The organism is Neorhizobium sp. LMR1-1-1.1 (assembly GCF_040675795.1).
Taxonomy (GTDB): domain Bacteria; phylum Pseudomonadota; class Alphaproteobacteria; order Rhizobiales; family Rhizobiaceae; genus Neorhizobium; species Neorhizobium cellulosilyticum.
Map to the genome: position 1 here is coordinate 63,341 of NZ_JBEGHE010000069.1, position 18,623 is coordinate 81,963.

An 18,623-nucleotide genomic window follows, 5' to 3' on the forward strand; every position below is an offset into this window, starting at 1 on the left:
GAAATCCTGCGCGCTGATCAGGCGCGCAGGGCGGTTGCGGGGGACTGGCGATAGGCAAGCAGTGCCGGCACGGCTGCCAGAATGGCGGCGAAGCCGAGGAATACCAGCGCCAAACGCAGATCTTCACGCGTAAATCCGACTGGCAGGATGACGCCGCTTTTGGCGGCGAAAAGCTGCGCGCCGATCTGGGCGGCCGCCAGGCCGATGAGGAAGCCGATGCCGATGCCGAGCGCAACAAGCAGGAAAAGCTCCAGCCAGACGATGGTGAATACGGAAAGGCGGGGAGCGCCAAAGGCTCGCAGCGCACCGATCTGACGACGCCTCTGGCCGACATGGATGACGGTGACCAGAACCAGTGCTGCCGCAACAAGCCCCTGAGAGCCGGCAGCGACCGCGCTCAGGATCATCTTCGCATCCCCGAGCGTCGCATAAAGCCTCGTCAGCACTTCGCCGGGAAAGACGCCAAGCGTGCTGCCGGTTCGATATTCCTGACGCAGCCGATAGGCATCGGCAATCGTTTTCGGCTTGACGAGAATGGCCGGCAGGCCGGGCGTGGAGGGACCAAAGGTTTCGACTATCAGCGCATCCGGATCGATGCTGCCGTGATGATCCTCTTCGATATGAGCGGAGGACGCTGCACCGAGGGCGAAGGCTGGTTTGGCAGGCTGCACGGCGGGTATCTCCGCGACCGGTGTGGCGTGTTCCTCCGTCTCGCCCTCGACATGCGTTTCGCCGTCCTCGTGGTGTTCCTTGCCTTCATGGGCGTGGTGGTGACCGTCTCCGTCGCGATGCTCTTCCTCATGCCCATGCTCTTCGCCGAGACCATGGACGTGCCAGACTGCCTGAATGGGCACAAGAATGGCGCGGTCCCAAGGCGTGCCGGTCGGTCGCAGCTTTCCAGTGACTTTATAGGCCGGGCCGGCATGCGTATGGCCACCCGTCTCGGCCGTGCCGTGCATCGGCTTGATTTCCGCGCCGAGCGGCAGATTGACGGTAGCGCCGAGAACCGCTTCACCTTCCAGGGCAAACATCCTGCCTTCGGCAAAGCCGGGCGTGGTGCCCGCAACGAGTTTCGTGGTCGTACCGATGATCGGATAACCGGCAAAACTGTCGCCAAAACCGACCGGGGCAGCCCAATCGACGCGCGGATCGGCGGAAAGCTTGGTCAAGACAGAACCATCGATCAGAGGTAGAGGGGCGGCCTGCAGGAAGATGGAGGAGAGGACAAGCTGGGTTTCGCTTCCGGCGGCGCCGACAATCAGATCGAACTTGTCTGCGGCGCGGGCGCTGCCGAGACGAAGAGAACGCTCCTGGAGTGTGACGGCAACGCCGAGTGCGGTGGCAAGTGCCACCAGAAGCACCACGACGGCACCGCCGAGCCAAAGGCGACGCAGATCTGCAAGGATGAACCGGATCATGCCGCCATCTCCCCGGTCTGCGTGTCGCCGACGATCTGGCCGCCCTTCAACGACAGGCGGCGACCAAGCCGTTCGATGAGGCGCGGGTCGTGGCTGGCGACGATCAGGGTCGAGCCGGCATCCGCGGCAACCGACAGAAGAAGATCACCGACTGCCTCACCGCTTTCGAGATCGAGGCTGGCGGTCGGCTCGTCGGCGATGATGACGCCCGGCTTGCGCAGAAGCGCGCGGGCAATCGCGACACGCTGCATCTCACCACGAGACATGGTCTCGACATGCTGTTCGGGCCGCTTGAGGCCAACCGTTTGAAACAGCATGTGGGCGCGCTTCACAAGATCGGCCGTCACCACGCGCGACAGGCGCGCCGGCAGCAGAATGTTGTCGATCGCCGACAGGCCGGGAAAGAGATGAAAATCCTGCATGACCAAGCCGATATTGGCGGCGCGCCAGCGGTCGCGCCTGCCTTCGGAAAGATCCGCAAAGTTTTGATCACCCCAGAAGACGTGACCCGCACGCGTGCGTTCAAGGCCGGCAATGATGTTGATGAGCGTGCTTTTTCCCGAGCCGGAACCACCCGTCAGCGCAACACCGCTGCCTGCTGCGATTTCGAGATGATCTATGGCGAGCACCGGTGCCGTCAGGCCGGGAAACGCGACGGCGAGATTTTCAATTTTCAGCGACAGCATGTTTTCAAACCGTGGCGTATTCGGCCTGGCGAATACGAAGAAGACTGACGAATCCGGTTTCCGGATCCGTCCAGGAGCCCATTTCCAGCTTGCCGCGCACTTCGATCGTCTGGCTGGGCTGGGTGAAGGTCTGTTTTTCATCGAGATAGACGACGACGATGTTGTCGGGCCAGTCGCTATCGGTCGAGCAGAAGGGGCAGATCGACATTGGAATTTCGGTCAGCACGAAGAATTGCGCTTCGGCTTTCAGCGGTGGGGCCATGAAACCGCGCATGGCGATCTCCTTGCCGTTCAGCTGCTTGACCTTTTCGGAGAATTCCAAGCCGAGGACGCTGACCTTGCCGTAAAGTTCGTCGAAAGTGATGTCGCTATTGGCCTGTGCACGACCCGCAGCCGCCAGCAGCGGCAGGCCGGACATGAGGCCGAGTGTCATGGTGAGCGCCTGGCGGCGATTGAAACGCGCCGGATGAAGCTGCTTCATGACCCTTCTCCTTCCTGAAATATTCGCTCATCGTCACGCGGGACGGCGGACAATGCAAGCCGGGCAAAACCAGGGACAGCTCAACCCGGAAAAATACGATGAGGGCACGCCACGGCGGCGTACCCTCATTGTTTTCAAGTCTTAGTTGGTCTGCTTTGCGCCAAGCGCGAAAGCTTCGGCGAGAGCCTTGTAGACGTCGCTCTGCTCCATATAGCCACGGAAACCTTCGGCGCCGGGGCCTTCTGCCTGCAGAACGATATCGTCAACGGCGTGCACGCCGCTGTCTGCGCTCTTCGGGATGATGCCGGTTACGAGAACTGCGCCGGGCACATCCTTATAGGCTTCGTTGGCGACATATTCCTTCTTTTCGTTCTGGATGGCTGGAACGAACGGAGCATCAAGCTTCGGGCGGAAGGTTTCGTAATGGTCCGGGCCGTTGTTGGCGTTGAGGAACAGGCGACGCGATACGTCGACCTTGTCCGGGTAGCCGTCGCCGTCCTTGTCTTCGTAGTTCGGGAAGCCGGCTTCGGCATAGGTGCCGACCTTTTCGCGCATCTCGGTGCCCGGCTTTTCGTCATCGACGGTGCCGATGATGGAAACGCCGTGCGTGTGGTCGCCGGTAACGACGATCAGTGTGTCGGGGTTCTTGGCGGCGAATTCGCGCGCAACACCGATCGCCTTGTCGAATTCGATCGTGTCGACGACAGCGCGATCCCAATCCAGCGGATGGGACATCTTGTCGACGTTTGCGGCTTCAACCATCAGGAAGAAGCCTTCCGGGTTCTTCGACAGGTTGTCGAGAGCAACCTTGGTCATTTCGACGAGGCCCGGCTGTTCCGGGAATTTGCCGACGGTGCCCTTCTTCAGGAACTCGCGGTCAAGCGTCGTGTCCATGTTGCCGGTGTGGAACAGGCCGAGGATCTTGCCGGTATTGGTGCCGGCAGCCGTTGCAAGTTCACTCTTGCTGGTTGCCAGCGTGTAACCGGCATCCTTGAACATGGCGATATAGTCCTTGTCGTCCTTGCGCTTCGAGCCGGCAGTTGCCTGTGGCAGGAAGTAGGCGGAACCGCCGCCGAGCAGAACGTCCGGCTTGACGTCGAACAGCATGCCGTTGATTTCGGCCTTGTCGCCGCGCTTGCGGGTATGGGCGACGACGGCTGCCGGCGTTGCGTCCTGCAGTTCGGCGGTCGAGATTATGCCGATCGACTTCTTGGTCTGGCGGCGCAGCGCTTCCGCGATGTTTTCGACCTTCGGGTCGTCCATCGAGGAAGGAGTACGGTCGGCATAAACACCGATGGCGTTCACGGCGGTCTTGTGACCTGTCATGTAGGCCGACATGGTGTTGGCGCTGTCGGTGGCGACGGCGTCGGTGGCCGAGGTGCCGATGAAGGCTGCCGGCGGAACGTCGTCCATGTTCAGGCGGCCATTGGCCTTGCCCTCGGTCATGCCCTTGGACATGATGCGAGCAGCGGTGCGGTGAGCAACCGACAGGCCGTCGGCGATCAGGAAGATGACGTTCTTGGCCTTGGCCTGTTCCGGCGTGCCGTAGACGTTCCAGGTGATGCTCTTGGTCTCGCTGCCGGCGGCAACTTCAACCTTGTAGTCGCCGGCTTTTGCAAGTGTCACGCCGCGCAGGATGACGGCCGAACCGAGGACCTTGTCCTTGTTCTTCTCTTCGGCAACGAACTCAGCTTCCTTGCTGAGAGCTGCCTTGTAATCCTGGCCGTTGACGGTGATCTTGACGTCTTCCGGCTTTACGACTTTATCGAACTCGACTTTGAAATCGAACGGCGAACCAGTCAGGATCGTCGCGCGATCGAGCGGGTAGACTTCGGCAGCCTGAGCGGCGCCGGCGAGAATGGTCGTAGCGACCAAGGCGGAAAAGAGTTTGCGCATATTCCCCTCACGGACATGTGAAAAAACGACGCCCCCTCCTAGTCCCGCCATGTGACAGTTGGATGACTTGCCCACAGTAATGATTGGTCGATGTCTCGACGCCCAGCCTCAAATTTCCGGTGGCAGTGAAATGCAGTTGCCTGGATCACCCGTCCATACCGTGGCAAGCCAAGCAGGCCGGCTCGCGTTAGGAACGGTGCCCGATCAGAGCAGAAATTTCGCTACTGACGGAATTCAACAGGCCGATGTAACGTTCGAAGTCACGATTGTTGACGATCGGCGTGAGCGTGGAGAGGCTGATGGCTGCGGCAATCTTACCCTTGTGGTCGAAGATCGGCACGGCGGTGCAGCGCACGCCTTTTACATGTTCCTGGTCGTCGATCGCATATCCCTGCTCACGAACGCTGGTAACCTCTTTGACAAAGGCTGCTTCGCTGCCGATGGAACGCGGTGTCGCCGCCTCGTAGGAATATCCTGTCAGGATGCGCTCTCGGGTCTCCCGATCCTGAAAGGCAACCAGCACCTTGCCGATTGCCGTACAGTGAAGCGGGAGTTGCCGACCTATCCGTGAATAAGTGATGACGGCTGCCTGCCCCTCCACCTTGTCGATATAGACGCCATGCTTTCCATCGAGGATGCCGAGATGCACCGTCTGGCCGGTCTGTTCGGAGAGGCTGACAAGAAAGCTGTTGCAGATCTTGCGGATGTCTATCGAACTGATGACAAAATTGCCGCGTTCGACCAGTTTCATCCCCAGGCGATAACGCCCGTTATCCTCATTCTGGTCGATGTAGCCGCGCGCCTGCATGGTCTTAAGCAGCGCATGCAGCGTGCTCTTGTTCAATCCGGTCCGGATACTGATGTCCGTGATCTTGATCTCCCTGTTCTGATCGTCGAACAGGTCGAGAATCTGCAGTGCTCTGTCTACGGACTGGATGATCGGCATGCTTACCCGCTGGGATGAGAGCAAGCCGATGTCCACCGGCTCGCCTGAAATTGAATGATGTCTAGCACAGTTCCGGCTGTCTTGCAGGTGCGCGACATATGGCCCGGCTCGCGGTAACCAGCCGGGAGGCGGTTCCCTTCGATGGTTCCGATCTCGCCAAGGCAGGCTCAGATGATGCCCGCATCGGTGAGCACGCGACGGACCACCGCAATCTTCTCCTCGCTGAGCGGCGCTGCCGGTGGCAGCGAATAGGAGGAGATCGGCAGCCCGCAGGCTTTCATCGCTTCCTTGACCACGCCGACGAACGGCACATCGACCTTGTAGATGCGCGGCAGCTGCAGGATGGTGCGATGGAGAGCGGTGGCCCTTGCAAGATCGCCGTCCTTGACTGCGCGATAAATGCCCGTCGAAACATTCGGCGCGAAATTTGCGCTGGCAGAAATGGCGCCGTCACCGCCCAGAAGCAGCGTATTCAACAGATGATCGTCATAGCCGCAGAAGACACTGAATTCGGGATGTGCGCCCTTCACGATATCGACCATGTCTCGCAGATGCGCCACCGAATCGATCGTATCCTTAAGGCCGACGATATTGGGATGTGCATCGACCAGCCGCTTGACGAAGGCAGGATGGAGATCCTGGCCGGTAAGCGCCGGGAAATTATACAGCAGCACTGGCAGTTCGACCGCGTTGGCGATTGCGGAGAAGTAACCGAACAGGTTTTCTTCCGTCACCTTCCAGTAGTAGGGATTGATGGCCACGACGCCGTTGGCGCCGATCGACTGGGCGTGCCGGCTGAGCGTGACTGCCTCGCGCGTATTGGTGCTGCCGGTGCCGATCAGTACCGGCACGCGGCCGGCAGTGTAACCGACGACAAATTCGGCAAGCGCCAGACGCTCCTCATGGGACATCTGGGAGAACTCTCCCCCGGTGCCGAGGAAGAACATGCCGTCCACGCCTGCATTGACGAGATGGTCAATGACCAGTGCCATGCCGGCCGTGTCAAAGCTGCCATCATCTTTGAAGACCGTGGGTACGGGTGGAATGATGCCGGAAAATTTCATCAATCTGGACATTAACAAACCTCCTTTTGTCAAAAGCGATATCGGAACATGCGAAATGGTTGGACGTTAGAAATTTCTCATATGTTCTATATTATAGAACGACGTTCCGATAATTTTCAGCGTAGCCGAAGTGCCACTGTCCGGCTTTGGCAAATGCCATTGCGAGGCTGTATGTCGCACCATGGGGAGATTGCGGGCACTGATCGGGTGCTGAGGGGCAGCCGTAGTCATCCTGCCCATCCGCCTTGGCGATTGAAATGACCGCTCAATACCTGTGATTTCTTGTCAAGATTTATCCCGGGTGGCTTGCAGCCATTCGATCGATCCCCTAGCGATCACTTACGTGATGCACGATTGACTGATGGGAGAGAGCATGACCGAGGGGACACAAGTCTATGCGATGCCCGGGACATGTTTTTTCGATCTGATGCCCGCAAAGGGTGGTGAACCCTATCGGATCTTCCTTTCAATTCCGACCGGCGAGCCGCCTGCGGAGGGATGGCCGCTTCTGGTGACGACCGACGGCAATGCCACCTTTCCCTTCGCGGTAGCGAGCCTTGTTACTCAGGCCCCCTATTCCACGGGAACGAATGTCGGTTGGGGCGTCGTTGCAGCCATCGGTTATCCTTCGGACGAGCCCTATAATGCGATGCGCCGAGCCTGGGATCTCGGACCTCCGCCGGTCAAATCCTATCCGCCTTATTTCGAAGGTGGTCCTCCGGTTCTGATCGGCGGCACGGGAGAATTGCTCGATTTCATCGAACACGAACTGCTGCCGAAAATCGCGGACATGGTGCGGCTCGATCCTGCGCGCCGATCGCTTTTCGGCCATTCGTTCGGCGGCCTCTTCACGCTTTTTTCGCTGTTCGAGCGACCGGGTCTGTTCAAAAATTGGATTGCCGCCAGCCCGACCATTTATTGGGAAGGAAGCGAAATCCTCAATAATGAGGCGCGGCGACAGGATGCACCCGGTAACGCACCATTCCTGCATCTATCTGCCGGGGAGTACGAAGGCGATGAACTGGCACCGTTTCAGTATCGGAACGAGGATGCCGAGGCACGCCTCGAAAAGCGGAAAACGGAGAGAACTATATCGCTTGCCAGGGAAATGGCTGTTCGTCTGAACGGCACTGCAGACAGTATTCGCACCGAATTTGAAATTTTCCCTGGTGAGACGCACATGTCGGTGCTTGGACCTGCTGTAAACCGGGCCGTCAACATCGCATTCGCAGTCAGAAAGTGATCTTTAATATCAAAGGCCTCTGGCATATGTGCCTCGACTGAGGCGTGACAAATTTACGCCGCCTGAGAAAAAGATGACTATATGCATCATATTTTATTGATCACTCGAAATCGAGCTTTTATAGCTGACCCCGTGAGTTGACTTCGTCGAGAGAAACTCGCTTTCGCGCGTCTCACATCCACGATCTTTTCGGATCATTCAATTCAGTTTGTCCCTTGTCAAAAGGATCGGGCAATGACGTTCTCTCTTCACCGGTTCCACGCGCGCCATCGTCTTCTTGGTTCCACTATACTGGTTGGTGCCATGACCGTAGCTTTCGTACCGGCCACGGCTATTGCGCAGGACGCAGCTGGTGAGGCAACTCAGCTTGCTCCGATCGTTCTCCAAAGCGGAGCAACGACAATCGGCGAAGACAACGACACGGTGGTGCCCAGGCGCACCGTTTCAGCCACCAAGACGGACACGCCTTTGGTAGAAACGCCACGCGCCATTTCGGTGGTGACACACGAGGAAATGGAGCAGCGTGCCGTCACCGACATGATCCAGGCAGCCCGCTACAGCTCGGGCGTCACCACCGGCGCTTTCGGTTACGATCCTCGTTTTGACCAGATCTACATCCGCGGTATCGAAACCACGACCACCGGTGACTTTCGCGACAGTCTACGCCAGCCGATCATGAACTACGGCTCGTTTGCTACTGAAGTCTATACGCTGGATCGCATCGAGATCCTCAAGGGGCCAGTCTCGGTGATGTATGGTGCGGCGAGCGCCGCGGGTATCGTCAACCGTATCTCCAAGATGCCGCAGGAAGAGGCTCACCACGAAGTCGAATTGCAATACGGCACCGTTGGCCGCAAGCAGGCTGCCTTCGATTTCGGAGGTCCAGTTGGCGAGAGTGACGAGCTGTTCTACCGCTTGGTCGGCCTTGCCCGAGAGGGAGAGGGAAGCTACGACATCCCCGATGATCGCTACCTCCTCCAGCCATCGTTTACCTGGAAGCCAAGCGACGACACGACCCTCACGGTCTACGGTCTGGCGCAGAAGGGTGAAACAGGCGCGAGCGCGTGGAGCTACCTTCAGGGCAAGGACGTCTTCCTCTATACCGACCCTGACTTCAACAGCCAGAAGGTGGAGCAGTACCAGCTCGGCTATCAGCTTGAGCACAAGTTCGATAACGGCCTGACCTTCCGCCAGAATGCGCGTATCGGCGATGTCGATCTCAAGGCGCATTACCTGAACCGCGTATACCTTAATGCCGCTGGCAATTGGCCAACGACTGCGGTGACGGAGGACATGCGCGCCTATCAGATCGACAATCAGCTCGAGAGCCAGTTTGACACCGGCAGCCTTTCGCATACGCTGCTCATGGGGCTTGACTACACCCGGGTCATGTCGGAATTCGCTATGGGCGATGATGAGGTTGCGCCAGGTACTCCCGGCTCCACGGTGGCAATCCCCGCGCTCACCGACTTCACCGACAGCAGCCTCAGCCAGACAGGCATCTATGCCCAGGACCAGATTGAATTCGGCAAATGGCGCGCTGTGGCGGGTCTTCGCTATGACTGGGCGCACCAGAAGACCGCTGTAGAGGGCGGCTCCACCAGCGAGAAGGATGACGGTGTCCTCTCCGGCCAAGTGGGACTGCTTTACCTGTTTGACAACGGTCTTGCGCCCTATATCAGCTATGGAACATCATTCATTCCATCCACAGCGCTTGCAGCCGATGGTTCGGTTCTCGAACCAACCAAGGGCCGCCAGATCGAAGTTGGCTTGAAATACCAGCCGCAGGGCGAGAACTATTCGTTGAGTGGTGCCGTATACAGGCTGGTGGAAACGGGCAAGCCTCAGTACGATGTCCCGAGCTACCTGTTCTCGCACAATTCCGGCGAAAACACCTATACCGGCTTTGAAATCGAAGGACGTACCGAGTTCGATAACGGCATCAGCCTGATCGCTGCCTATACCTATGCTCACGCCGAAATCACGGAAAACTTCGACCCAACCCTGATCGGCAACACGCCTTCGACGGTGCCGCGTCACGTCGCATCTCTGTGGGTGAACTATGCCGTGCCGGAAGACACTGCATTGAGCGGTCTTAGCATCGGTGGTGGTGTACGTGCGATGAGCGAATCCTTCACCAGCGACGCGAATACCGGCAAGAATGCCGGCGTTGCCTATCTCGACGCCGCACTGTCCTATGACTTCGGCGCCACCGCTCCCGACCTCAAGGGACTATCGCTTGCTGTCAGTGCCACCAATCTTGCGGATCGACGCGAACAGGTTTGCACGGACGGTTATTGCTATACCGGCCGAGGCCGCACGGTCTTGGGTTCGCTCAAGTACAAGTGGTAAAACTGGCAGCCGTCCTTCCGATGTCATCCTAGACATACGGGCGGGCGGCATGACCTTGGTTCCGCTCGCGCAGGAAACGCTCGATATGACGAAAGCCTTTACCGTGCAGGACCTCGGTCTTTCGATCGATGGCAATGCGATCCTGTCGGATGTCGGCCTCGATTTTCCGGCAGGAGAAGTGGTGGCTTTGGTCGGCCATAATGGCTCGGGCAAATCAAGCCTTTTGAAAATACTTGCACGACAGCTGACGCCAACCGCGGGATCCGTCGCTTATGCTGGCCGCGAACTCAAGCAGTATGACGGCCGCGATTTCGCACGGTCCGTCGCCTATTTGCCGCAAGATCTGAGCACCGGATCCGACATGACGATCCGCGAGCTTGTCGCCTGCGGGCGTTATCCCTGGCATGGTGCACTTGGCCGGTTTTCCGATCTCGACCGGCAGAAGGTCGAGGCTGCGATCGAGGCGACGCATATCGAAAGATTTGCCGACCGAATGGTGGGCACGCTGTCCGGCGGGGAGCGCCAGCGGGCATGGATCGCCATGCTGATCGCACAGGACGCAAACTGCCTGTTGCTCGACGAGCCGACTGCTGCACTCGATATCGCCCATCAGATCGAAGTCCTGTCGTTGGTGCGGCGGCTTGCGCATGAGGGTGGTCGAAGCATCGTCATCGTGCTTCACGATATCAACATGGCCGCACGCTTCTGCGATCGGATCCATGCGCTGAAGGGCGGACGCGTGGTCGCCAGTGGAACGCCGGATGGCATACTTGTGCCAGAGACTTTACGCAGCATTTACGGAATCGACATGGATGTGATTGCCGCATCCAGCCTGTCGCATCCCCTTGCCTATGCCCGCTGAGGCCATGACAAGATGACGGTCTTGCGGCGATCTTTCCTGCAATGCGCGGCGGCGGCAGCAGCAATGATGCCGAAGCCGGTATTTGCCGAAATGGCCGGATTGCGAATTGTCAGCCTTGATTATGGGCTATCATCCACGCTTCTGTCGCTTGGTCTGCCGCCTGTCGGAATTTCGGATCTCGCCGATTGGGGCCGATGGGTCGTCGAGCCAGTTCTGCCATCCTCCGTGATCGATATCGGCAGCGCCAACGAGATCAATTTCGAAATCCTCGTGCAGTTGAAGCCCGATATCATCCTGACGACACCTTATCTCAATGAACTTTTGTCCAAGCTCCAGCCCTTCGCAAAGGTCGTTCGATTGGAAGTTTTTACGCCAGGCGCCGGTCCTATCCTGCCGGCGGCCATTGCCGCGACACGCAGGCTTGCGGCGGAAATCGGACGGCAGAACGAGGCGGAGCGGTTTCTGGCGCATTCCGACGCCTTTTTCGAATCCTGCAGGAATAGACTTTCCGGCAGGAAATTGCCGCCGGTGGCGCTGGTCAATTTCATGGACGCCCGCCACGCCCGGATCTATTCGGCGCCGGGCCTGTTTCACAATGCGCTGGAGCGTATCGGCGTGCGCAACGCCTGGGAAAAACAGTCGAATTACTGGGGATTTGAGACGATCGGCATCGAGGAATTGTCGGCGATCAAGGATCCGGATGCGCGCCTGATCGCCTTCGATCCCATCCCGCCGGATGTATTGCCGAGGCTCGCCGATAGTCCGCTCTGGCAACGCCTTCCATTTTCCCAGCCAGGACATTTTTCCGTTCTTCCACCGGCCCTGATGTTCGGCATGGTGAACGAGGCCGTGCGCTTCGCCGGTCTGTTGACTGAGCTTTTGGAAAAAGATTCATGACTGCATCCCGTCGCGACATTCTCGGGCCGGCCCTCGTGACGTTATTGCTGTTTTGCGCCGGCGGAGTGGCATCCTGGTTTCTTGCCGCCCCCGCCTTGTCCGCGCCAACGATGTCCGCATACGATATCGAGCGGATGGTGCTCTATTATTCAACGCTCCCGCGGCTCGCGACGGCGCTGCTTGCCGGTGCTGCCCTTGCCTTGTCGGGCGCGCTTTTCCAGCAGGTCCTGCGCAATCCGCTGGCCGATCCGACGACGCTCGGCGTTTCGGCAGGAGCAAACCTCGCCTTGGTCATCACATCGCTTTTCCTGCCCGGTCTTTTGGGAGCCGGCCGTGATCTCGTTGCTCTAGTCGGCAGTGGTGTCGCAGCCGCAATCGTCGTCAGCCTCGGTGCGCGCCGAGGGTTCTCACCCTATTCGCTCGTGCTCTCCGGCCTGGTGCTGAGCCTCTGGTGCGGCGGCCTTGCGGCCATCCTGACCTATCTGAACCAGAAATACCTGGCGAGCCTGTTCATCTGGGGCGCGGGCTCGCTCGCACAGCAAAGCTGGGTCATTCCCGTGTCGCTGATCTGGAAACTTGCCGTCGTTTCCATCATCTGCGCGGTGCTCATCCGGCCGCTCTCCCTGCTTGATCTGGGGGAGAGCAGTTCCTCGGCGCTCGGGGTGAAGTTGATCCGTCTTCGTGCCATCGTCATTGTCTGCGCCGTTGCGCTTGCAGCCTTCGTCACCAGCGCTGTGGGTGTGATCGGCTTTATCGGACTGGTGGCGCCGACGATTACCCGGCTTGCCGGTGCGCGGCGGCCGGCGCAATTGATCTTATGGTCTCCGCTGGTCGGCGCCGGGCTGCTCTTCTTTGCCGATTCCGTCCTGCAGCTTGTCGCAGGCGAGCTTGGCGATTTCCTGCCGACCGGAGCGGTCACGGCGATCTTCGGCTCGCCTTTACTTCTGGCGCTTTTGCCGCGACTGAAGATCCGCCACCGAATTCAACAGGCCGCGATACAAAAACGGTCGCGCCGATGGGATACAAAAATCCCGATCATCATCGCTTTTTCAATCCTCGTTCTTCTGTTGCTGCTCAGCATGTTTGTCGGGCGAGGTGTCGATGGAAGCTGGACGCTTGTTTTCGGTGAATATTCTCTCGATATTCTGTCCATCCGAATACCGAAGATATTCGCTGTCCTGGCATCCGGGGCGATGCTCGCCGTCGCGGGCGCGATCCTCCAACGGCTGACCGGAAACGAGATGGCAAGCCCCGAAGTTCTCGGGATCAGCGCCGGGTCGACATTCGGTGTCGCGATCGCACTTTTTTCGATCGCGCCGGGGTTTTCCGGCCAATTCCTGTTTGCGGTGATAGGGGCAATCATCGTGCTTTCGATGATATTGCTTGGTTCCCGTCGATCATCCTTCGCACCCGAGCGGGTATTGCTTGCCGGTATCGCGCTCAGTGCAATGGTCGATGCCGTTGTCGGCGTGCTGAGTTCGACGGGGGATCCGCGCGCTGTGCTTTTGATGCGCTGGATGAGCGGTTCCACCTATCTGGTCGACGGCATGAGTGCCGCAGCAGAGACAGTGATTGCAGTTATCCTCATCGCAACTGCATTTGCCGCACGGCGATGGCTTGATATCCTGCCGCTCGGACCCGCGCCATCCGCTGCGGTCGGTGTACCTCTGGCGCGCGCCAGACTGGCACTGTTCGGGCTTGCCGGATTGCTGACTGCAACTGCAACGCTGACAATCGGCCCTCTGTCCTTTGTCGGGCTGATGGGACCGCATCTGGCGCGGGAGGCCGGCCTGACGCGTGCCATGCCGCAAATGATCGGCGCATCCCTGATTGGCGGCGGATTGATGGTGGCCGCCGATTTCGTCGGCCGGACGATCGTGTCGCCCTACCAGATCCCGGCGGGGCTCGTTTCAGCACTCATCGGCGCGCCATTCCTGATGCTGATGATGCGTCGAAAGGCCTGAGCGTCTTCCGCTCCGGACTTTGAACGGCTCCCCACCTGCCTACTGGCTGGCCAGAAAACTCTCGTAGGTCTGCTTCAAGCCCACTCTCAGCGGCCGGGCATTGTCCCAGCCGAGGCCATGCAGGCGAGTGAGATCGGCAAGCTTGCGCGGCGTACCGTCCGGTCGCGAACGATCAAAGGAGAGCGGTCCCTCGAAGCCTACGGTTTCACAGACAAGATGGGCGACATCGGCGATCGAAAGCTCTTCGCCCGAGCCGATATTGACCGGCAAAGCGTCGGAATAGTTACGCAACAGGAAGACGACTGCCTCTGCCAGATCGTCGACGTGAAGAAACTCCCGAAGCGGCTTACCGCTGCCCCAGATCGTCAGACTGTCTGCATTGTTCAGTTTGGCCTCATGTGCCTTGCGGATCAGCGCCGGCAGGACATGACTTGTTTCCAGGTCGTAATTGTCGCCGGGACCGTAAAGGTTGGTGGGTTGTGCCGAAATGAAATCCAGTCCCTGCTCCTGCCGATAGGCCTGGCAAAGCTTGATGCCGGCAATCTTGGCAATGGCATACCATTCGTTGGTCTTTTCCAATGGACCTGTCAGCAGCGATTCCTCGCGGATCGGCTGTTCCGCGTCACGCGGATAGATGCAGGTCGAGCCGAGAATAAGAAGCTTCTCCACCCCGGCGCGCGCCGAACCCTCGATGACATTCGCCTCGATCATCAGATTGTCGTAGAGAAAGGAGACTGGCGACGTGCTGTTGGCCGCAATGCCGCCAACACGGGCTGCCGCCATGATGACGGCATCCGGCTGTGTGTCCACAAGCCAGCGCCGCGTCGCAGCCTGATCCCGCAGGTCTACTTCGCTGCGCGGCACGGTCAGTACCTCGCAGTTTTCCCTTGAGAGAAGCCGCACGAGCGCCGAGCCGACCATACCGCGATGGCCAGCCACCCAGACCCGTTTTCCCTCAAGCTCGAACAGCGGCTTCATCTGTCAGTCCTTGTCCCTTTGATGCACCGAATTCCCATGTTCGCGAATATCGGACTGGACCATCTCGGTAATCATTTCTTCCAGCGTGGTGGTTGCTGTCCAGCCGAGCTTTTCCTTAGCCTTGGCAGGATCCCCCAGCAAGAGATCGACTTCCGTCGGGCGGAAGTAACGCGGATCGACCTCGATGAGGCAGCGATCCGTGCCACGCTCGAAGCCGCGTTCATCGACACCTTCGCCCTTCCATTCGATATCGATGCCGGCAACCTTGAAGGCCGTACTGACAAAATCACGCACGCTGACGGTGCGGCCGGTGGCCAGGACGTAGTCGTCTGGTTCATCCTGCTGGAGAATCCGCCACATGCCTTCGACATAGTCACGGGCGTGGCCCCAGTCGCGCTTGGCGTCGAGATTGCCGAGATACAACCGATCCTGATCGCCAGCAGCGATGGCGGCCACGGCGCGGGTGATCTTGCGGGTCACGAAAGTTTCGCCGCGACGCGGGCTTTCATGATTGAAAAGGATGCCATTGGAGGCATGCATGCCATAGGATTCACGGTAATTGACCGTGATCCAGAAGGCGTAGAGCTTGGCGACGCCGTAAGGCGAACGCGGATAAAACGGGGTGGTTTCCTTCTGGGGTGTCTCGACCACCTTGCCGTAAAGTTCGGATGTGGAGGCCTGATAGAAGCGAGTCTTCTTTTCCATGCCCAGAATGCGGATCGCTTCGAGGATGCGCAATGTGCCCATGCCGTCCGCGTTTGCGGTGTATTCCGGCGTTTCGAAGCTCACATGCACGTGGCTCTGTGCGGCAAGGTTATAAATCTCATCCGGCTGCACTTCCTGAATGATGCGGATCAGGTTGGTGGAGTCGGTCATGTCGCCGTAATGCAGGGTAAAATGGCGTTCGGTTTCGTGCGGGTCTTCGTAAAGATGGTCGATGCGCCCGGAATTGAAGCTCGATGAACGGCGCTTGATGGCGTGAACATCATAACCTTTCTCGAGCAGGAGTTCAGCCAGATAGGAACCGTCCTGCCCGGTGACGCCAGTAATCAGTGCGCGTTTCACAGCCTTGTTGGTCATGGTAGTCATTCCTTAGCAGGGACGAGCGACTGCTGCGAAGGCTTCAGCCACACGCGCAATATCCGCCTCGTTCAGGTTATGATGGTTCGGCAGGTAGATACCGTAATCGTGCACCTTGTCTGCGTTCGGTAGCGCGGGCTGCGAATGGTCCCTGAGCCAGAAGGGATGGCGCGCGATGTTGCCGCAGATCAACGGACGGCATTCGATATCGAGCGCATTGATGTGCTTGTAGGTTTCAAGCCGGTTTTCAATGAACGTCCCATAGGCGAAGGAAGAAAGAACTTCCGTATTGCCCGACTGGCAAAAGAAGTCCGGCAATGCCTTGCGATAGAGCTCGAAATTGATGCGCCGGCGCTCAACGATATGGTCGAGTTTTTTCAGCTGCGAACGTCCGAGGAACGCCTGAAGGTCGGTCGAGCGCAGGTTATATCCGGCGTGATAGAAGGTGTAGAGGTTCTTGAACTCGTCGATACCATTCTCGTCAGCCAGAGATTTGCGCAGGTCCGGCCGCAGGTCGCGGCTCCATCCATGCGATCGCAGCGATAGCATCAGCTGGTGCAGGTCGCTGTCGTCGGTGACGACCATGCCGCCCTCAATGGTGGAAATATGGTGGCCATAATAGAACGAGAAGCTGCCTGCCGTCCCGATCGAGCCGAGTTTCCGGCCCTTGTATGTAGAGCCTAGCGCTTCGCACGAATCTTCTAAAAGCTCGATGTCATAACGCTGGCAGATGTCGCGGATCGCATCCATGTCGCCGGAGTGGCCGAGCACATGCACAAGGATCAGCAGCGACGGGGGATCAGTGCGGCACAGATCCTCCAGGTGGTTGAGGTCGATACCGAGCGAATTGGGATCGCAATCGCACAGGCGGACGTCGAAGCCCAATTGCAACAGGGGCGAGACGGTGGTGACCCAGCTGACGCCGGCGGCGATCGCCTTGTTATTGCGCAGACGGCCGGCTTCTTTCAGCGCGGCGATCATCAGGAGGTTGGCGGAGGAGCCGGAATTCACATAGACCGCATGCCGGCTGCCCATCCAGGTCGCGAACTCTTCTTCGAAGGCGAGCGTCTGCTCGGCCTTGGTCAGTCGGTTGCCCGCGAGCATCCATTCGGAGAGCGCCTCAAGCTCGTCCTGGGCAATGGTTTCCTCGGCGAGGCGGATAGGACGAAGTGCGGACATCAAGATGCCTCCCTGATGCGCACCGAGCGCATCACTTTCATTTCCAGATAATAGCGGGTGACTTCGGCATAGGCGGCGCGAAGTTTCAGGGTCTTCTCGCCGGACGCAAAAGCATCGATGGTGATGGATCCCTCATGAGCGCGGAAGAAGGCGAGCGGCTCTTTGACAAAGCCGACCTTGGGATAACGCAGCATCGAGAGTAGCGAGACAAAGGCGTCAGGGCCGACGCCGCGATATTCGTGCGTCTGCAGCGGCAGCCGGCCTTGATAGAGAGCATCGAGCAGGATCTGGCGGCGATAGACGGCTGCACCGGGCGAAATCAGCGAGCCGAGGATCTGTTTCTCGACAGCCTCGACAGCGAATATGCCGGTTTCGGGTAGCCACTCTACGAACTGGCGAAGCTTGGTCGGAAGCCCCGGTCCATCGACCACATCCGCGCCGCTGAATGCAAAGCCGGTGTCTTCGCCGATAACGGAAAGGCAAGCCTCGATGAAATTCGGAGCGATCCAGTCGTCATCATACTGAAGGTGCACGAAGTCACCCTTGGCATGCAGCACGCCTTCCAGCCAGCAAAAATGCGGGCCGAAGTCGCGTTCGCGGCGAATGTAGAGGATACGATCACCGTAGGATGACGCCACCTCCGCTGTGTTATCTGTCGATCCGTGGTCGACAACGATAACCTCGACGGGGCGCGTCTGGTTCAGCGAACTCTCTATCGCCACAGGTAGCATGCCCGCGCGATTGAAGGTTGGAATGACAATGGAAACAGTCTCAGACATTAAGGTCTCCTAGGATCTGTCTAAGCCGCGAAATATTGGCAACGAGAGTATCGGCGCTGCCGGTAGCTCGGATTTCGAGAGGATGCGGGCTCAATCCCTGAACAAAATCGCGTATCGTCGTGCCACTGCCAGAGGCGACATTGACAGGACCGGTTGCTGAAGAAAGGGCAAGGCGCACCACGTATTCGGCTGCCTTCTCAGCAGGCAGAAAATCACGGATGCTGTCTGCGCCAGGCAGTTCGAAAGGCTGCGTCAGATCTTCATTGGCAAGACGACGTTCTACAGAGGGGCGCAGGAACGAGCCCGTTTGGGCAGGGTCGTGAATGGAGAAAAGCCGCGTTGCGAGAAAGGCCCGCCCTGTGGCGTCGCATATATCTGCAGCAACGCTTTCCGCCTGCCACTTGGTGCGGCCGTAAAGCGATGCCGGCACCTTCTCCGCTTCTTCGTAAATTGGCTCTGCTGATGGCGCGTAAATGTGGCTTGAAGAGCAAAACACAAACGAAGCCTTCTGCCCCTCCAGCGCGGAAAGAAGGTTGATCGTGCCGCCGACATTCACCGCGTAGGCACGAGCAGGATCTGCCTTGACCGAGGCGACAGGAACCAGAGCAGCAAGGTGGATAATCTTATCGACTGAGGCTGCCGTATACTGCGCCCGCACGGCATCCAGGCTGGTCAGGTCGATCTTGTTGATGATTACTTCCGCATCAGGACACAGGCGGGCCAGATGTGAAATCACATGCCGCCCCAGTATCCCGCCTGCACCGGTCACCAGGATTCGCATTGATCACACCATCTACG

At 58.8% G+C, this 18,623-nt stretch carries 16 protein-coding genes; 5 read left to right on the plus strand and 11 right to left on the minus strand.

The annotated features are described in order from the left end of the window. Positions 1 to 17 precede the first annotated feature (17 nt). From MRBLMR1_RS27285 to MRBLMR1_RS27310, 6 genes are all read right to left on the minus strand, one after another. On the minus strand, positions 18 to 1,418 hold the full coding sequence (locus tag MRBLMR1_RS27285; protein WP_183685437.1) for an ABC transporter permease: 1,401 nt from the start codon (positions 1,416 to 1,418) through the stop codon (positions 18 to 20). Then, positions 1,415 to 2,104: an ABC transporter ATP-binding protein gene (locus tag MRBLMR1_RS27290; protein ID WP_148144503.1), complete on the minus strand. Its 690-nt coding sequence runs from the start codon at positions 2,102 to 2,104 to the stop codon at positions 1,415 to 1,417. The genes MRBLMR1_RS27285 and MRBLMR1_RS27290 overlap by 4 nt, the downstream gene beginning before the upstream one ends. Positions 2,105 to 2,108: 4 nt before the next feature. Further along, complete coding sequence (locus tag MRBLMR1_RS27295; protein ID WP_148144746.1) at positions 2,109 to 2,537, minus strand: hypothetical protein; 429 nt, start codon at positions 2,535 to 2,537, stop codon at positions 2,109 to 2,111. Positions 2,538 to 2,726: 189 nt separating this feature from the next. After that, positions 2,727 to 4,481, minus strand: a complete 1,755-nt coding sequence (locus tag MRBLMR1_RS27300) for an alkaline phosphatase (RefSeq protein WP_148144504.1) — start codon at positions 4,479 to 4,481, stop codon at positions 2,727 to 2,729. 187 nt (positions 4,482 to 4,668) lie between these two features. Further along, entirely contained in the window at positions 4,669 to 5,463 is a 795-nt protein-coding gene (locus MRBLMR1_RS27305; RefSeq protein ID WP_206827173.1) for an IclR family transcriptional regulator, read from the minus strand. 131 nt (positions 5,464 to 5,594) lie between these two features. Further along, a complete protein-coding gene (locus tag MRBLMR1_RS27310) occupies positions 5,595 to 6,503 on the minus strand; it encodes a dihydrodipicolinate synthase family protein (RefSeq protein WP_206827175.1) in 909 nt (302 codons plus the stop codon). A gap of 361 nt (positions 6,504 to 6,864) precedes the next feature. Here MRBLMR1_RS27310 and MRBLMR1_RS27315 point away from each other — a divergent pair, with 361 nt between their 5' ends. The 5 genes from MRBLMR1_RS27315 to fhuB all read left to right on the plus strand — a co-directional run bounded on the left by MRBLMR1_RS27315 (position 6,865) and on the right by fhuB (position 13,809). Beyond that, positions 6,865 to 7,734 carry an alpha/beta hydrolase gene (locus MRBLMR1_RS27315; RefSeq protein WP_148144506.1) on the plus strand — a complete coding sequence of 290 codons (870 nt, stop codon included), beginning with the start codon at positions 6,865 to 6,867 and terminating at the stop codon, positions 7,732 to 7,734. A gap of 234 nt (positions 7,735 to 7,968) precedes the next feature. Continuing rightward, complete coding sequence (locus MRBLMR1_RS27320) at positions 7,969 to 10,086, plus strand: TonB-dependent siderophore receptor (protein ID WP_183685435.1); 2,118 nt, start codon at positions 7,969 to 7,971, stop codon at positions 10,084 to 10,086. 85 nt (positions 10,087 to 10,171) lie between these two features. Further along, positions 10,172 to 10,948, plus strand: coding sequence for an ABC transporter ATP-binding protein (locus MRBLMR1_RS27325; RefSeq protein ID WP_500067044.1), 777 nt, complete (start codon positions 10,172 to 10,174; stop codon positions 10,946 to 10,948). Between the two features lie 12 nt (positions 10,949 to 10,960). Next, positions 10,961 to 11,845: an ABC transporter substrate-binding protein gene (locus MRBLMR1_RS27330; RefSeq protein ID WP_148144509.1), complete on the plus strand. Its 885-nt coding sequence runs from the start codon at positions 10,961 to 10,963 to the stop codon at positions 11,843 to 11,845. Continuing rightward, on the plus strand, positions 11,842 to 13,809 hold the full coding sequence (fhuB, locus tag MRBLMR1_RS27335) for a Fe(3+)-hydroxamate ABC transporter permease FhuB (protein WP_148144510.1): 1,968 nt from the start codon (positions 11,842 to 11,844) through the stop codon (positions 13,807 to 13,809). The genes MRBLMR1_RS27330 and fhuB overlap by 4 nt, the downstream gene beginning before the upstream one ends. A gap of 39 nt (positions 13,810 to 13,848) precedes the next feature. Here fhuB and MRBLMR1_RS27340 read toward each other — a convergent pair whose 3' ends face one another. From MRBLMR1_RS27340 to MRBLMR1_RS27360, 5 genes are read right to left on the minus strand one after another with little or no spacing between them, the layout of a single operon-like run. Beyond that, positions 13,849 to 14,778: a GDP-L-fucose synthase family protein gene (locus MRBLMR1_RS27340; protein WP_500067045.1), complete on the minus strand. Its 930-nt coding sequence runs from the start codon at positions 14,776 to 14,778 to the stop codon at positions 13,849 to 13,851. Positions 14,779 to 14,790: 12 nt separating this feature from the next. Then, complete coding sequence (gene gmd / locus MRBLMR1_RS27345) at positions 14,791 to 15,876, minus strand: GDP-mannose 4,6-dehydratase (protein ID WP_500066978.1); 1,086 nt, start codon at positions 15,874 to 15,876, stop codon at positions 14,791 to 14,793. A gap of 3 nt (positions 15,877 to 15,879) precedes the next feature. Continuing rightward, positions 15,880 to 17,046, minus strand: a complete 1,167-nt coding sequence (locus tag MRBLMR1_RS27350; protein WP_148144513.1) for a DegT/DnrJ/EryC1/StrS family aminotransferase — start codon at positions 17,044 to 17,046, stop codon at positions 15,880 to 15,882. Next, complete coding sequence (locus MRBLMR1_RS27355; RefSeq protein ID WP_206827184.1) at positions 17,046 to 17,825, minus strand: glycosyltransferase family 2 protein; 780 nt, start codon at positions 17,823 to 17,825, stop codon at positions 17,046 to 17,048. Before MRBLMR1_RS27355 ends, MRBLMR1_RS27350 begins: the two co-directional genes overlap by 1 nt. Beyond that, a complete protein-coding gene (locus tag MRBLMR1_RS27360; RefSeq protein WP_148144515.1) occupies positions 17,818 to 18,606 on the minus strand; it encodes an NAD-dependent epimerase/dehydratase family protein in 789 nt (262 codons plus the stop codon). Before MRBLMR1_RS27360 ends, MRBLMR1_RS27355 begins: the two co-directional genes overlap by 8 nt. Positions 18,607 to 18,623 lie beyond the last annotated feature (17 nt).

Coding starts and splice junctions, on each gene's coding strand:
- MRBLMR1_RS27325 (WP_500067044.1), top strand. CDS start 10,172: ATGACGAAAGCCTTTACCGTGCAGGACCTCGGTCTTTCGATCGATGGC.
- fhuB (WP_148144510.1), top strand. CDS start 11,842: ATGACTGCATCCCGTCGCGACATTCTCGGGCCGGCCCTCGTGACGTTA.
- gmd (WP_500066978.1), bottom strand. CDS start 15,876: ATGACTACCATGACCAACAAGGCTGTGAAACGCGCACTGATTACTGGC.
- MRBLMR1_RS27330 (WP_148144509.1), top strand. CDS start 10,961: ATGACGGTCTTGCGGCGATCTTTCCTGCAATGCGCGGCGGCGGCAGCA.
- MRBLMR1_RS27310 (WP_206827175.1), bottom strand. CDS start 6,503: ATGTCCAGATTGATGAAATTTTCCGGCATCATTCCACCCGTACCCACG.
- MRBLMR1_RS27300 (WP_148144504.1), bottom strand. CDS start 4,481: ATGCGCAAACTCTTTTCCGCCTTGGTCGCTACGACCATTCTCGCCGGC.
- MRBLMR1_RS27285 (WP_183685437.1), bottom strand. CDS start 1,418: ATGATCCGGTTCATCCTTGCAGATCTGCGTCGCCTTTGGCTCGGCGGT.
- MRBLMR1_RS27350 (WP_148144513.1), bottom strand. CDS start 17,046: ATGTCCGCACTTCGTCCTATCCGCCTCGCCGAGGAAACCATTGCCCAG.
- MRBLMR1_RS27295 (WP_148144746.1), bottom strand. CDS start 2,537: ATGACACTCGGCCTCATGTCCGGCCTGCCGCTGCTGGCGGCTGCGGGT.
- MRBLMR1_RS27355 (WP_206827184.1), bottom strand. CDS start 17,825: ATGTCTGAGACTGTTTCCATTGTCATTCCAACCTTCAATCGCGCGGGC.
- MRBLMR1_RS27315 (WP_148144506.1), top strand. CDS start 6,865: ATGACCGAGGGGACACAAGTCTATGCGATGCCCGGGACATGTTTTTTC.
- MRBLMR1_RS27360 (WP_148144515.1), bottom strand. CDS start 18,606: ATGCGAATCCTGGTGACCGGTGCAGGCGGGATACTGGGGCGGCATGTG.
- MRBLMR1_RS27290 (WP_148144503.1), bottom strand. CDS start 2,104: ATGCTGTCGCTGAAAATTGAAAATCTCGCCGTCGCGTTTCCCGGCCTG.
- MRBLMR1_RS27320 (WP_183685435.1), top strand. CDS start 7,969: ATGACGTTCTCTCTTCACCGGTTCCACGCGCGCCATCGTCTTCTTGGT.